Source organism: Bacteroides sp. (genome assembly GCF_030151085.1).
Lineage (GTDB): Bacteria > Bacteroidota > Bacteroidia > Bacteroidales > Bacteroidaceae > Bacteroides.
Genome location: NZ_JASLER010000085.1, coordinates 31,955 through 45,086, shown reverse-complemented (window position 1 = coordinate 45,086; position 13,132 = coordinate 31,955). Strand labels below are relative to the sequence as shown.

The 13,132-nt window shown below is 42.4% G+C and carries 15 protein-coding genes; 9 read left to right on the top strand and 6 right to left on the bottom strand.

What is annotated here, in order from left to right; genetic code table 11:
• Positions 1 to 21 precede the first annotated feature (21 nt).
• On the top strand, positions 22 to 2,685 hold the full coding sequence (locus tag Q1W14_RS17930) for a transglutaminase domain-containing protein (RefSeq protein WP_300703899.1): 2,664 nt from the start codon (positions 22 to 24) through the stop codon (positions 2,683 to 2,685).
• 62 nt (positions 2,686 to 2,747) lie between these two features.
• On the opposite strand, the gene Q1W14_RS17925 is transcribed toward Q1W14_RS17930, so the two are convergent.
• From Q1W14_RS17925 to Q1W14_RS17905, 5 genes are all read right to left on the bottom strand, one after another.
• A complete protein-coding gene (locus Q1W14_RS17925) occupies positions 2,748 to 3,677 on the bottom strand; it encodes a hypothetical protein (RefSeq protein ID WP_300703897.1) in 930 nt (309 codons plus the stop codon).
• A gap of 11 nt (positions 3,678 to 3,688) precedes the next feature.
• Positions 3,689 to 4,450 carry a copper homeostasis protein CutC gene (locus tag Q1W14_RS17920; RefSeq protein WP_300703895.1) on the bottom strand — a complete coding sequence of 254 codons (762 nt, stop codon included), beginning with the start codon at positions 4,448 to 4,450 and terminating at the stop codon, positions 3,689 to 3,691.
• A gap of 75 nt (positions 4,451 to 4,525) precedes the next feature.
• Entirely contained in the window at positions 4,526 to 6,064 is a 1,539-nt protein-coding gene (gene rny / locus Q1W14_RS17915) for a ribonuclease Y (RefSeq protein ID WP_300703893.1), read from the bottom strand.
• A 125-nt stretch (positions 6,065 to 6,189) separates the two neighbouring features.
• Positions 6,190 to 6,480 carry a cell division protein ZapA gene (locus tag Q1W14_RS17910; RefSeq protein ID WP_300703890.1) on the bottom strand — a complete coding sequence of 97 codons (291 nt, stop codon included), beginning with the start codon at positions 6,478 to 6,480 and terminating at the stop codon, positions 6,190 to 6,192.
• Positions 6,481 to 6,486: 6 nt separating this feature from the next.
• Positions 6,487 to 6,780: a hypothetical protein gene (locus tag Q1W14_RS17905; protein ID WP_300704031.1), complete on the bottom strand. Its 294-nt coding sequence runs from the start codon at positions 6,778 to 6,780 to the stop codon at positions 6,487 to 6,489.
• Between the two features lie 525 nt (positions 6,781 to 7,305).
• Here Q1W14_RS17905 and Q1W14_RS17900 point away from each other — a divergent pair.
• The 6 genes from Q1W14_RS17900 (at position 7,306) to Q1W14_RS17875 (ending at position 10,819) form a co-directional block, all read left to right on the top strand.
• Positions 7,306 to 7,830: a hypothetical protein gene (locus Q1W14_RS17900; RefSeq protein WP_300703888.1), complete on the top strand. Its 525-nt coding sequence runs from the start codon at positions 7,306 to 7,308 to the stop codon at positions 7,828 to 7,830.
• A gap of 108 nt (positions 7,831 to 7,938) precedes the next feature.
• Positions 7,939 to 8,517 (top strand): hypothetical protein, encoded by a 579-nt coding sequence (locus Q1W14_RS17895; protein ID WP_300703885.1) that lies wholly within the window; start codon positions 7,939 to 7,941, stop codon positions 8,515 to 8,517.
• Positions 8,518 to 8,530: 13 nt separating this feature from the next.
• A complete protein-coding gene (locus tag Q1W14_RS17890; protein WP_300703883.1) occupies positions 8,531 to 9,142 on the top strand; it encodes a hypothetical protein in 612 nt (203 codons plus the stop codon).
• 8 nt (positions 9,143 to 9,150) lie between these two features.
• A complete protein-coding gene (locus Q1W14_RS17885; RefSeq protein ID WP_300703881.1) occupies positions 9,151 to 9,933 on the top strand; it encodes a hypothetical protein in 783 nt (260 codons plus the stop codon).
• Between the two features lies 1 nt (position 9,934).
• A complete protein-coding gene (locus Q1W14_RS17880) occupies positions 9,935 to 10,219 on the top strand; it encodes a transcriptional regulator (protein ID WP_013547169.1) in 285 nt (94 codons plus the stop codon).
• Positions 10,220 to 10,231: 12 nt separating this feature from the next.
• Complete coding sequence (locus tag Q1W14_RS17875; protein WP_300703875.1) at positions 10,232 to 10,819, top strand: nucleosidase; 588 nt, start codon at positions 10,232 to 10,234, stop codon at positions 10,817 to 10,819.
• Between the two features lie 86 nt (positions 10,820 to 10,905).
• Here the strand turns inward: Q1W14_RS17875 and Q1W14_RS17870 are convergent, their stop codons facing one another.
• Positions 10,906 to 11,265 (bottom strand): YbaN family protein, encoded by a 360-nt coding sequence (locus Q1W14_RS17870; protein ID WP_300703872.1) that lies wholly within the window; start codon positions 11,263 to 11,265, stop codon positions 10,906 to 10,908.
• A gap of 32 nt (positions 11,266 to 11,297) precedes the next feature.
• On the opposite strand from Q1W14_RS17870, the gene Q1W14_RS17865 reads away from it, so the two are divergent.
• Both Q1W14_RS17865 and Q1W14_RS17860 read left to right on the top strand, forming a co-directional pair.
• Positions 11,298 to 12,170 (top strand): pyridoxamine kinase, encoded by an 873-nt coding sequence (locus Q1W14_RS17865; protein ID WP_300703870.1) that lies wholly within the window; start codon positions 11,298 to 11,300, stop codon positions 12,168 to 12,170.
• A 113-nt stretch (positions 12,171 to 12,283) separates the two neighbouring features.
• Positions 12,284 to 13,117 (top strand): phosphodiester glycosidase family protein, encoded by an 834-nt coding sequence (locus Q1W14_RS17860; protein WP_300703867.1) that lies wholly within the window; start codon positions 12,284 to 12,286, stop codon positions 13,115 to 13,117.
• Positions 13,118 to 13,132: the final 15 nt, after the last annotated feature.

Genomic DNA, 13,132 nt, shown 5'->3' with positions numbered 1-13,132 from the left:
GTACCTTAGATAGACGACATTATGAAACAATTTGTATTACTTTTAGGAACCATTTTACTGTTTTTACTGACCGCTTGCGGTGAATCCCATTTCATGACAGATGCTTCTTATCGCGAACGCGTAGAGCAAGATTTCCAGCAGAAAAAGGCATTGATGCCAAATGGTGATTTATTTGCTATATTCAATACGGAACTAACTTCGTATGAACGAGAGGCATTGGAGTTTTTGTATGCCTATATGCCTTTGACTGATATTACCGATTATTCCGGGGAGTTTCATTTAATGAATATACGGGCTTCGCAGCGGGCGGCGGCTGAAATGCCTTGGGGAAGTAAAATACCCGAAGAAGTATTTCGGCATTTTGTACTTCCGGAGCGAGTGAACAATGAACAGCTGGATAGCGCACGAGTTGTATTTTACGAGGAGTTGAAGGATCGTGTAAAATCGCTCTCTCTTTATGATGCAATTCTTGAAGTAAACCATTGGTGTCACGAGAAAGCTGTTTATATGCCTTCCGATTCCCGTACCAGTTCACCTATGGCAACGGTGCGTACGGCTTACGGAAGATGTGGTGAAGAATCTACTTTGTTGGTTGCTGCACTTCGTTCGGTAGGTATCCCGGCAAGGCAAGTATATACACCCCGTTGGGCTCATACCGATGATAATCATGCGTGGGTGGAAGCTTGGGCGGATGGAAAATGGTATTTTTTTGGAGCTTGTGAACCGGAACCTGTGTTAAACTTAGGATGGTTCAATGCACCTGCCAGTCGGGGAATGTTGATGCACACCAAGGTCTTCGGTCGATATGAAGGTGCGGAAGAAGTAATGTCTGTGACTCCTAATTATACGGAAATCAATGTAATAGAAAATTATGCACCTGCTGCCCGGGCCTCTGTAATAGTAAAAGATGAACAAGGAAAGCCGGTTGCCGATGCCCATGTAGAGTTTAAACTTTACAATTATGCTGAATTTTATACGGTTGCTAAAATGCAGACTGATACTTCCGGTATCTGTAGCCTGACTGCCGGAAAAGGCGATATGCTGGTATGGGCATCTAAAGATGGAAAGTTTGGTTTTGCCAAACTATCTTTTGGTAAAGACAATGAACTGACTGTGAAACTGGACAAAAAAGCTGGTGATGACTATTCTGTGGACTTCGATATGGTACCCCCTGTAGAAAGTGCGAATCTCCCCAATGTTACTCCTGAACAACGTGCCCGAAACGATCAGCGCTTGGCACAGGAAGATTCGATACGTAATGCATACATAGGTACATTCATGTCAGAAGAGTCGGCACGTAATTTTGCGAGAGACTATAAACTGAACGAAGATGCCGTTGCTAAGATTCTGGTAGCTTCTCGTGGAAATCATGGAGTCATTCGCAATTTTATGGCGCGTTTGCGCTCTGAGAAATCAAAAAAAGGAGGAATAGACCTTTTGCAGCAGATCTCGGCAAAGGATCTTCGTGATGTTAGCTTGGGCGTATTGCTAGATCACATGTTATCCCGTCTGAATGCAAATACGAATGCCGAATATTTTCGTAAATATGTGCGTAATCCACGTATAAGTAATGAAATGCTGACTCCTTATAAGGCCTTCTTCGGTAAGGTAGTTCCGAAAGAAGAGACTGAGGCATATATTGTAGATCCGATGAAGCTCGTAGCATGGGTAAAGGAGAATATCCGGTTGGATAGAGACTGTAATTTAGGTGGAGCCCCTATTTCTCCGGAAGGTGTATGGAAGGCACGCAGGGCGGATGCTCATAGTCGTGATATTTTCTTTGTTGCCATGGCGCGCAGTCTGGGTATTCCCGCCCGTATTGATGAGGTGACCGGTAAAGTGCAATTAATAGGTAATGAGAAACTTATAGATGTGAACTTTGAGGAAGCTACGCAAACTAATGTTCAGAAAGGCAAACTCATTGCTAAATATACACCGACTAAGACACTAGACGACCCGAAATATTATTCTCACTTCTCCATTTCTCAAATTACACCACAAGGCAATTTGCATTTACTGGCTTATGATGAGGAGGGTACTACTTGGAGTAATTTGCTAAAAGAGGGTACCATGCTATATGCCGGAGATTATATGTTGGTTACAGGTACTCGTCTGGCAAGTGGTGCAGTGCTTTCTAAAGCAGTATCTTTCCATATAGAGCCGGGGAAAACAACCAATATAGACCTGATAATGCGTGAGAGCAAGGATGAAGTGCAGGTGATTGGCAACTTCAATTCCGAATCGCAGTTCACTCTGCTGCAAGGTGTAGGAAAAGAAACCGCATTGTTGGATAAGCAAACTTTGCTACAGATCTGTGGCCGCGGCTATTTTGTAGTGGGCATTTTGGGAGCTAATCAAGAGCCTACCAATCATGCTTTACGCGATATTGCAGCATTGAAGTCAGATATGGAAAAATGGGGAAGAAAGATGGTATTGCTGTTCCCGGATGAGGCACAATCCAAGAAGTTCCGTCCCGAAGATTTCCCTGGATTGCCTTCAACGATTGTTTATGGTATAGATACGGACGGTATTTCCAATCAAATAGCCGAAGCAATGAAGCTGAAGCATAAAGAGACATTGCCCATCTTTATCATTGCCGATACCTTTAACCGTGTGGTATTTATTTCACAAGGTTACACTATCGGCTTGGGTGAGCAGTTGATGAAAACAATTAATGGGCTTTAATAGGTATCTCTTTTTATTTCGACGGGGAGCAAATGACTGTTTATTTGCTCCCCGTTTGTTTTTTACTTCAAGGCTTTCCGTATTCTTTCTTGAACTTCCGGGTTGGGTACCTCTGTTCTATTGACGAGTATGTCTGCAAAGTTGTCGGCCAATGCCTCTTCCGGGTCAATGATATATCCCGTATTCTTCCCTATCTTTTCAAAAAAGTCTTCTGCTTCTTCGATGGAGTAGGTCACGGTCTTTCCGTCTTTCTGTTCGGCTTTTCCGTCTTTGATGGGCACCAACTTCAGTGTGAGGTAGTTGAAGAATACCCCTCCTTTATAAGGAGATGAAGCATAAATCACCATGCCGCAATCCCTTTTCTCGCCCTTGATGGAGAAGGTGGCGTAGCTATCGAAGCGGTTTACGTCAGGATTAGTGATACGTAGGTCCATGAGGTCGGTCGGATATTCAAACTCTTTGGGAGAAATTTTGAAGCCGATGCATTGGTATAATTTCTCGCGAAAAGCAGGGTGGTTGCGGGTCAGAATATGGAAAAGCTCGTGGGCTAGCAGATGTTTCATGGTCACGGAACGATAGTTGGCTATATTGCTTTCCAACACGATATAATCCTTCCGGGTGTATCCGCCGGCGCCTCCTTCTTCTTTCAGCGTAGTTTTCAAGATCTTTACTTCTTTGGGTAGCGGAAGGTTGAGTTGCTGTTCGCTGATGAGAGCATTCAGTTCCGAGGCGGCTTCTTGCAACTTCTGTTTATCTTCATCGGTCCAGTCTAATGCTTGTTCGGTAATAAACTCTATAAGTTCCTGTTTGGTAGCACCGTTGCGTCCCAGACGTGACTCGTAATCGAACCGACTCCATTGATGAGTGGTAGCATCTTCTATTTGCAGCAGTTTGCGGGCTTCGGCGGCATCTACAAATCGCAGATTGATTTGTGAAATGGCTGTAAGGCTGATGAGAAGACTGATGATTGATAGGTTAATTCTCTTGCTCATAAGTTGCTGATTTATAAATGGCTGATAGGTTGCAAAACTTCAATCGTCTTTTTTACCCTATTCTGCGTGGTGACCGGGTGCGAATATTCTTCGATCTGCACCGTGCCTTCCATGGATACTGCTTCGTTGCGGAATTTCATACCGCTGGCCACATTCTCCCTAGCCGAAAAGTGGAACTCGTTGATACCGGTCTCTGCGGATATTTGTGCGATGTTCTTTTCGTTTACTCCGCAACCTGCCAGCAGAATGATGCGTCCGGCAGCTTGTGCCTGGAGTTCTTTCAGCAACGGAATGCCTTGCTCGGCTGTGGGTTGTTGTCCGGAAGTGAGGATACGGTGACAGCCCAGGTTGATAATCTCTTCCAATGCCTTGCGTGGATCACGGCACACATCGAATGCACGGTGGAAGGTAACGGACATGCCTTGCGAGGCTTCCATTAGCTGCTGCATCAGTAGCAGGTCAATGTCGCCTTCAGCCGTCAGACAGCCGAATACTACACCGTCGGCACCCAGTTGGCGGGCAATCTCAATGTCTTTCAACATAATGCGCTGTTCGAGCGGGGAGTAGAGAAAGTCGCCTCCGCGTGGGCGGATAATGACGTGTAGTCGGGTTTCTTTCAGCATTTCGCGTGCTATTATCATGTCGCCATACGACGGAGTGGTGCCACCTTCGGGGATACTTGCGCATAATTCTACACGGTTGGCACCTCCTGCTTGTGCTGCCAGGCAGCTCTCTACAGAGTTGGCACAGACTTCGAATAAGTATTCTTTCATAATAGAGTGTTTCTGCAAAAATAAGAAAAGGGCGAATATAAATTCGCCCTTCTATTCATTTAATTTTCTGTTATTTTACTTAGCGTAGCTCACTGCACGAGTTTCACGGATCACGGTAATCTTAACCTGTCCCGGATAAGTCATCTCATCCTGTATCTTCTTCGCAATTTCACCGGAGAGGTTTTCGGTTGCCTTATCGTCTATCTTGTCAGCACCTACGATAACACGCAATTCGCGTCCTGCCTGGATAGCGTATGTCTTCGTTACGCCAGGATAAGACATTGCCAGTTGTTCGAGGTCGTTCAAACGTTTGATGTAAGCTTCTACAATTTCACGGCGTGCGCCCGGACGTGCACCTGAGATGGCATCACATACCTGTACGATAGGTGCCAGCAAACTGGTCATTTCCACTTCATCGTGGTGAGCACCGATAGCGTTGCAAATATCCGGTTTTTCTTTGAACTTCTCAGCCAACTTCATACCATAGAGTGCGTGTGGCAATTCTGGTTCTTCATCGGGCACTTTACCAATATCATGCAGCAAACCTGCACGTTTTGCTTTCTTTGGATTCAATCCGAGTTCCGATGCCATCACTGCACAGAGGTTGGCAGTTTCACGGGCATGTTGCAATAAGTTCTGACCGTATGAAGAACGGTATTTCATCTTACCGATGATACGGATCAGTTCGGGATGCAGACCGTGGATACCCAAGTCGATGGTAGTACGTTTACCGGTTTCAATAATTTCTTCTTCAACTTGCTTGCGTACTTTGGCAACTACCTCTTCGATACGTGCCGGGTGGATACGACCGTCTGTTACCAATTGGTGCAATGCCAAGCGGGCAACTTCACGGCGAACCGGGTCGAAAGCTGAGAGTACGATAGCTTCCGGAGTATCGTCTACAACGATTTCCACACCGGTGGCAGCTTCGAGGGCACGGATGTTACGACCTTCACGACCGATAATACGTCCTTTGATTTCGTCTGACTCGATATGGAATACAGTAACTGAGTTCTCGATAGCCGTTTCAGTGGCCACACGTTGAATAGACTGTATCACAATGCGCTTGGCTTCTTTACTTGCAGTCAGTTTGGCATCGTCCATAATATCGTTGATGAAAGACTGAGCTTGAGTCTTAGCTTCTTCTTTCAGGGTTTCTACCATGCGCTCTTTTGCTTCTTCGGCAGAAAGGCCGGAGATAGCTTCCAGTTTCTCAACTTCCTGGCGTTGCATGTGGTCCAGTTCTTCTTTCTTTCTATCTACGATTACAAGCTGGGCTTCCAGATTTTCCTTTACAGCTTCGGCTTCCATCTTCTTGCGTTGAATTTCGTCCTGACGTTGGTTCAACACCAATTCGCGCTGTTTCAACTTGTTTTCCGCTTGCTGTATCTTCTGATTGCGGATCGCAACTTCTTTCTCTAAGTCTGCTTTCTTATTCAGGAATTTCTCCTTCACTTCCAGCAACTTATTCTTTTTAATCACTTCTGCCTCGGATTCAGCATCTTTCAGAATACCGTCGTACTTGGACTTCAAACCGTGCTTGAAGAACATATACGAAGCAAATCCTCCGACGATGAAGCAGGCAATGGATACTACTATTGTAACTACTGTCATTCTATTAATTTGTTTAAGTATATAAATAAAAAAAAGCACTGCATAAAAGTCTGATCTTGTAAAGACCGGACTTTTGTACAGTGCGCGAATTATCTCTCTCGTTTACTGAGTAGAAGATGGATCACTTATTTTTCTTTAAAATAGTTTTCCAAGACTTCTGTCAGTTCTTTTATCTTATAGGTATAAGGTTCGGTATCATTACGATCCTTTATTTGAAGGTTCTCTAAAGAGAATTGATAAGCTACCATGGCTATAATTCTCTCCGGAGACACATTTTGATAATGTTCCCTATACGCATTGAGCCTGATATCTACCTGTTTGGCGGCTTCTCTTACCATTTCCTCGTCCTCACGGTTGATTGTGAGAGGGTAGGAGGCTCCTGCCATTTGCAGGTTTATCTTTATTTTATCGTTCATACATCTTTATTCATTCAACAAAGCGATGCATTTATCGACTTCACGCACTAATTTAGACAATCGCAGTTTCGTCTCTTTTACGTCACTGCCGTTAAGGCTGATTGTCGTAGCTGTTTTTAGGTTCGTGTAGTTAAGTTCCAGCTCTTTATAATCGGCTTGTATCTTCTCGCATTCCTCTTCTTTGGCTTCGAGAAGTTGCTTTAGTTCAGCATTTTCGAGCTTTAATTCATCATGCAGATAGATTAAATGCCGCAGTCTAGCTTCAAAGGTACTTAATAGCTTCTTTTCTTCGTCTGTCATTACTACACCAAAATTGTACACAAAAATACGATTTACTTGGATATTACAAAAACTTTTCGGAAGAAAATGTTGTAAAAGCGTAGAAATAGCATTAAATGTGTCTGTATCATTGGGCAAGAGGTGCTGAAAAAGGTTTGCCTGAGAACTATTTCCTTTCATGCGATACCTTATTCTTTTTACTGAAAGAAACTAATATCAGGCTTACTAAGAATTAATCGTTCGACTATTATTGTTTATTCATTCGACATCCGTTATCTATTCATTCGACATTTGTCGAATGAATAGATAACGGATGTCGAATGAATAATTCTTAGTAAGCTTGATGTTAGTTCTTAGTAGCGTTATCATTTATTGTTCGCAGGGTGAGAAATAGTTTTGAGTAAGCAGAAGTTGTAATTCATTGGAATCATAAAATAATTTATAAGATAATTTGGTTTATAAAATAAACTACTTATATTTGCAGCGCAGTTCGAACCCAAAGAGTGATTTTTTATATGTATGTATAACTTTAAGTAAAGTGTGATTATGAAAGAGAAGAGTTGGAATTCAAAAGAATACTTGGGGTCTGTTGCCCCAATGGTGCAAGGCAGGAACCGGCTTTGGTGGACTGTTACGGCATTGATGATTGTATGTCTGTATTGGCTTTCGAATGTAGTGTTGTGGGTTCCTTGGAGCCATAGTCCGCGGTTGGGTATTGTGATGATGCTTACGGTAAATCCTCTTTTTTGGGGAGTGGGCATATACACCTGTTTGGCTTGTAGAAACGGCGATGAAAATTTGATGAAGAAGGCTCTGAATATATCCTTGGTTGCTGTTGGAATCTCTCTGATTTCAGATTATTTTTTCTTTGCGGTATGCATGAAGTCAAAGGATGTATGGCATGTTACTACTTTCTATGGCTACGCTTGGTTGGTGGTACTGGCATTCGGTGAGGTATTCTTGTTCGGAAAAAGGCTGGCAAGTAAACAATATGCGGTAACGAAAGAACTGTTGTTGTCTTTGGTAGGCTGCTTACTACTTTTGCTGTTTCTTTTGATTTGTTTAATTTAATAAGGTTGGAAATGGAAACATGGCTTGTTTATATGTTTGTGGGAGATTGGGTATTGATGCTTTTACTAATACTGAACGTATTTGATTTTGATTAATAACAGATATAACATGGATAATAAGAAAATGAATGAGAAAGAAAGTCTGGAACTCATCACTCAGATGATACAGAACACCAAGTTCCGGATGGCAAGAAATGCGGGAGTGCCTTTTCTTGTATGGGGGTATATGACTGTGGGGCTAACTTTACTGGTTTGGCTGCTTCTGACGGAGACCGGCAATTATAATTGGCAATTCTTGTGGTTCCTGCTGCCTGCTGTAGCCTTTCCAGCTACTTTGTGGAGTCAGAGGAAGAATCAGAAAATGGCGAAGTCCTATATCGACCGGATATTGGGATACGTATGGACGGTGTTTGGGTTAAGCGGATTTCTGATTTCGTGTACTTCCATATTCTATTGGAGTTTGCCCATCCTTTTTATCATATTGCTTATGATGGGAATGGGTACGGCTTTGACAGGGTTGATTGTGAACATGAAGGTGGTGACAATAGGCGGAACATTGGGAGCATTGTCGTCATTGGGATGTCTTTATGTGGATAAATTCGAACAGATTCTGATTTTTGCGTTTGCTTTCATCTTTATGATGATTATACCGGGACACTATCTGAACAGAGTGGCAAAAGAAAACTAAAAATTCTATGATTATGGAAGACAAGAAAATGAATGAGAAAGAGAGTTTGGAACTTATCGCTCAAATGATACAGAATACGCGACAGAGGTTGGATACTGGTAGCGGAAATATGTTTTTGGTGTGGGGTTATGTGGCTGTGGTGGTAACATTGGTTACGTGGGCAGGAGTTTATTTTATGAAGAATCCGGAATGGATGTGGGGCTTTTGGGGAATCCCAGTAATTGGTTATCCATTGACTCTTATCTTATTGCATAAACAGAAGAAACCGGTAAAGATGTATGGTGATAAAGTACTGAGCGAAATGTGGCAAATATTGGGATTCTTGTGTATGGTGGTCGTTATTGGTGCCACTTTTACTAAATCTTTTGCTTTGATTCTGCCGTTTTGTGTTGTTCTTATGTCTTTAGGTAGTATTTTTACGGGATGTATTATTCGGTATACAGTATTTTCCGGTTTTCCTAGTTTTGCAGCAATATTAGGATTGGATATGATGTTTGCTGTTTGGGATAAAGTCCCTTCACACTTGATTTTGCTGGAATTTGCATTAGCTGTTGTTCTTGCAATGATTATTCCGGGACATATTCTGAATTATAAGGCGCGAAAAGAGATTGCAAACAGAAAGTGAGGAACCATATGAAAACAATCAATAATACGTTGGATAAATTTCTGCTATCATGGAAATTTATTGCATTGATAATTGTTATGCAAATCATTTTACCCCCAATTGCAACGAAGGGGTTTCAATGGGAAAATATTGGAGGCATAATTATCGGCACATTGTCAAGTGCTCTTATACAAAAGATGTATCCGTATGCCTGGATTTTCCAAATATTGGCAATTGGTATGCTATTGCTGCTTGTGGTTCGAAAGGAGAAGGTGTCCCGTTGGTTTATGTTCTATGCCGGCTGTTGCTTCACGCTATATACTATTATACAGAATGTAGCTTTAACGGAAAAGTATGGTTTTAGCATCGTTACTATTAATGTATTGATGATGATGTTGGTTGCTTTCTTATGGTTCAGGGGAGCATTGCTTGGAAATTGTCATTTTACTTTCAGTAATCTGAATTGGAAGACGGGCTGGACTATTCCTGTGGCATTCTTTTGCTTGTGGTGGCCTATGGATATGACACAAGGAGCAACTCCGGACTGGAATGTGATACATCTTTTTACCGGAGGTTCCGCCTTGGCATTTTGTCCGATGACACCGATTTTTCTTACCCTGCTTATATTGAGCAAACGAGATATTGATGTAACTTTGTTGCGGGTAACGGCAGTTGTAGGATTCATTATCGGTTGTTACAATATGGGGAATTTCGCTAGCGATGCAGGATTTTATTTGGGACTTTATCATTTACCTTTAGTGGGGATGTCTCTATACGCGTTGTTGGTTAGTATAAAGAAGAAAAAGAGTTGATATGTTTAAAGAACTGAACCCTTTGCTCCACTCCGAACTGCGGCTTGCGGTAATGTCGTTGCTTATCAGTGTTGAGGAAGCGGACTTTGTCTATATTCGTCAGCAGACCGGAGCTACGGCAGGAAATCTTAGTGTGCAGATTGATAAGCTAAGTACAGCCGGCTATGTGGAGGTGACAAAGACATTTAAAGGAAAAATGCCATGTACTATTTGCAAGATCACACCGAAAGGGATCGATGCTTTCGAAGAGTACGTAGAGGCATTGAAGAGTTACATTATTAAATAGCAATATAAGTGTATGAGAATTTTAGTCACTTACGCCGTACAAAATGAATTTACGGAATTGAAATTTCCCGGACTGATAGGGGAGGATGAAGTACAAATTGGTTATCTCCGCACTGGAATAGGAAAAGTGAAGTCTGCCTTTTATGTTTCGGAAGCAATTAACCACGGTCAACCCGATTTAGTTATTAATGTAGGTACGGTGGGAACCGTTCGCCATCAAATTGGAGATATCTTTGTATGCCGTCATTTCATTGACAGGGATATGCAAAAGTTGGTGCCTTTTGGGGTGGAATTTAAAATAGATTCATCGGATTTGCTGGCACAAAAAGGGTATTGTCTGCATTGGCAAGGCGAAGGTGTATGTAATACGGGTGATACTTTCTTGACTGAGTTATCGGATGTTGAAGGCGATGTGGTAGATATGGAAGCATACGCGCAGGCGCTGGTATGTCGTGCCAAGAATGTACCGTTTATCTCCGTAAAGTGTGTAACGAACATTATCGGACAAAATGCGATGGAACATCTCGGGGACAAACTGGCGGATGCACGAAAAGGACTTAGTGAGTTCTTTGAGAAAACAGGTGGTGCAGTTATTCTTTGATGAAAGCGATTTTTCGAACTTTCTTACTGCGAGCAAGAACATAAAGAAGGTTTTAGGGGTTATTTTTGCATGAAAGCAGACTGCTGTTACTTCAAAGTCTTGAATGAAAGAATGTGATAAGTGACCCCTGCTGCTATAAGGAACATTAACACCTTGACCCAAATCAACGGAATCAAGCAGAAGATGCAGTAAAGCATGGTTCCCCACATCAACGTCAGGGAGATTATCTTTGCACGCAACGGGATGGCTTTGTTTTCACGGAAGTTACGGATATAAGGACCGAAGTATTTATGGTTTAACAGCCATTGATATAATCGGGGCGAACCTCTGAAATAGAGCGCTGCCGTGAGTAGCAGAAAAGGAGTAGTAGGCAGCAAAGGTACGAAAATGCCGATGATGCCGAGTGCCAGGGAAATAGTGCCTATAATGATACAAATCGTTTTCATGCCGCAAATGTAAGAAAAATAAGATTGATAATATGTATGCGAATAAAGTAAAGAAAGTTGTTGCCGTTCACGACCTTTCGGGGGTAGGACGGGTATCTCTGACGGTAGTCATTCCCATTCTCTCATCTATGGGCTTCCAAGTATGTCCGTTACCGACGGCTGTATTGTCCAGCCATACCCAATATCCTGAGTTCTCTTTTCTTGATCTGACGGACGAAATGCCGAAGATTATTTCAGAATGGAAGAAACTGGGAGTAACTTTTGATGCTTTTTATACAGGTTATCTGGGTTCTCCCCGCCAGATACACATTGTTTCTGATTTTATAGATGACTTTCGTCAACCGGACGGTTTAGTTGTCGTAGATCCTGTACTAGGAGATAACGGGCGACTGTATGCTAATTTCAACGATTCTATGATTCGTGAAATGAAGCATCTTATCACGAAAGCAGATGTTATCACGCCTAATCTGACGGAACTATTCTACCTGCTGGATACCCCTTATAAAGAACAGAATACGGATGAGGAACTGAAATTTTATCTAAGTCAGCTTTCCGATTGTGGTCCCGAGGTAGTGATTATCACCAGTGTACCGGTGCTGGGAGATAAACACAAAACTTCTGTATATGCCTATAACCGGAATGGTGACCGTTACTGGAAAGTGACCTGTCCATACCTGCCTGCCCATTATCCCGGTACGGGAGATACCTTTACCAGTGTAATAACAGGAGCTTTATTGCAGGGCGATAGTCTGCCCATTGCGTTGGACCGTGCCACGCAGTTCATTCTGCAAGGCATTCGTGCGACTTTCGGTTATGAGTACGATAACCGTGAAGGCATTCAACTCGAAAAAGTATTGCATAATCTCGATATGCCCATCCAAGTATGTAGTTATGAACTTTTATGAAGGGTATGCTTCTATTTTTCTTTAGCTTATAACTCATAACTTATTAAAAATGGTTATGTTTGTGGCATGAAAGTCGGGCGGCAGATGTTCTGCGGTCTATCTAATCTAGTTTTATGAGAAAGAAAGTAATTTTAATGCTGCTCTTTTGTAGTAGCCTATTTACTGTTTTGGCGCAAACTGCGTCAGACTCTCTTGCTCTTGTTTCTGCCGATTGGCAGGTGAAAACTTTGCAAAAAGGCATTCTCTACCGGAAAGCAGTATTTGCATCTTTATATGGAGTACCTCAGGAAGTTTCCATTTTCGAGATATCCCCCAAACAGAATAATTTTGATGTACTTATACATAACCCTAAAGAAGAGACAAGTATGGCCGCTTGCCATGCAGGCGCTGTGGCAGCTATCAATGGTTCTTATTTTAATATGGAGTTGGGTAACTCTGTTTGCTATCTGCGTAGAGATGGTGCGGTGATAGATACGACCTCGATAGGGACTTTGGCAACTGTTTCAAATGGTGCTGTATTTATTCGAAAAGGAAAGCTCCGGCTTATTCCCTGGAGTAAACAAGACGAAAAGTTGTGTACACTGAAAAAAGGTACTGTTCTAGCATCAGGTCCTTTGATGCTGCTGAATGGAAAAGTACGTGACTTGTCTGCTTGTAACCAAGGTTTTGTAAATACTAAACATCCTCGAAGTGCTGTGGCACTTACTAAAGATAAGAAAATACTGCTTATAGTTGTGGATGGACGTTTAAAGGGAAAATCGGAAGGTGTTAATATACCCGAACTTACCCACATGATTCGAGTACTGGGTGGTAAAGATGCCTTAAATCTTGATGGAGGAGGGTCTTCTACCTTGTGGAGTGCCGCTTTACCGAATAAAGGTATTGCAAATACTCCTTGTGGTAGTGCTGAGCGACAAGTGGGAAATTCTCTTTGTGTATTCCAATAACTGTCGGAGATGAGA

Bases quoted from the DNA above. Each gene is read 5' to 3' on its own strand.
- Q1W14_RS17905 (WP_300704031.1), bottom strand. From the start codon at position 6,780: ATGACAGACGAAGAAAAGAAGCTATTAAGTACCTTTGAAGCTAGACTG.
- Q1W14_RS17865 (WP_300703870.1), top strand. From the start codon at position 11,298: ATGTATGCGAATAAAGTAAAGAAAGTTGTTGCCGTTCACGACCTTTCG.
- Q1W14_RS17930 (WP_300703899.1), top strand. From the start codon at position 22: ATGAAACAATTTGTATTACTTTTAGGAACCATTTTACTGTTTTTACTG.
- Q1W14_RS17920 (WP_300703895.1), bottom strand. From the start codon at position 4,450: ATGAAAGAATACTTATTCGAAGTCTGTGCCAACTCTGTAGAGAGCTGC.
- Q1W14_RS17875 (WP_300703875.1), top strand. From the start codon at position 10,232: ATGAGAATTTTAGTCACTTACGCCGTACAAAATGAATTTACGGAATTG.
- Q1W14_RS17870 (WP_300703872.1), bottom strand. From the start codon at position 11,265: ATGAAAACGATTTGTATCATTATAGGCACTATTTCCCTGGCACTCGGC.
- Q1W14_RS17880 (WP_013547169.1), top strand. From the start codon at position 9,935: ATGTTTAAAGAACTGAACCCTTTGCTCCACTCCGAACTGCGGCTTGCG.
- Q1W14_RS17860 (WP_300703867.1), top strand. From the start codon at position 12,284: ATGAGAAAGAAAGTAATTTTAATGCTGCTCTTTTGTAGTAGCCTATTT.
- Q1W14_RS17885 (WP_300703881.1), top strand. From the start codon at position 9,151: ATGAAAACAATCAATAATACGTTGGATAAATTTCTGCTATCATGGAAA.
- Q1W14_RS17895 (WP_300703885.1), top strand. From the start codon at position 7,939: ATGGATAATAAGAAAATGAATGAGAAAGAAAGTCTGGAACTCATCACT.
- Q1W14_RS17890 (WP_300703883.1), top strand. From the start codon at position 8,531: ATGGAAGACAAGAAAATGAATGAGAAAGAGAGTTTGGAACTTATCGCT.
- Q1W14_RS17925 (WP_300703897.1), bottom strand. From the start codon at position 3,677: ATGAGCAAGAGAATTAACCTATCAATCATCAGTCTTCTCATCAGCCTT.
- Q1W14_RS17900 (WP_300703888.1), top strand. From the start codon at position 7,306: ATGAAAGAGAAGAGTTGGAATTCAAAAGAATACTTGGGGTCTGTTGCC.
- Q1W14_RS17910 (WP_300703890.1), bottom strand. From the start codon at position 6,480: ATGAACGATAAAATAAAGATAAACCTGCAAATGGCAGGAGCCTCCTAC.
- rny (WP_300703893.1), bottom strand. From the start codon at position 6,064: ATGACAGTAGTTACAATAGTAGTATCCATTGCCTGCTTCATCGTCGGA.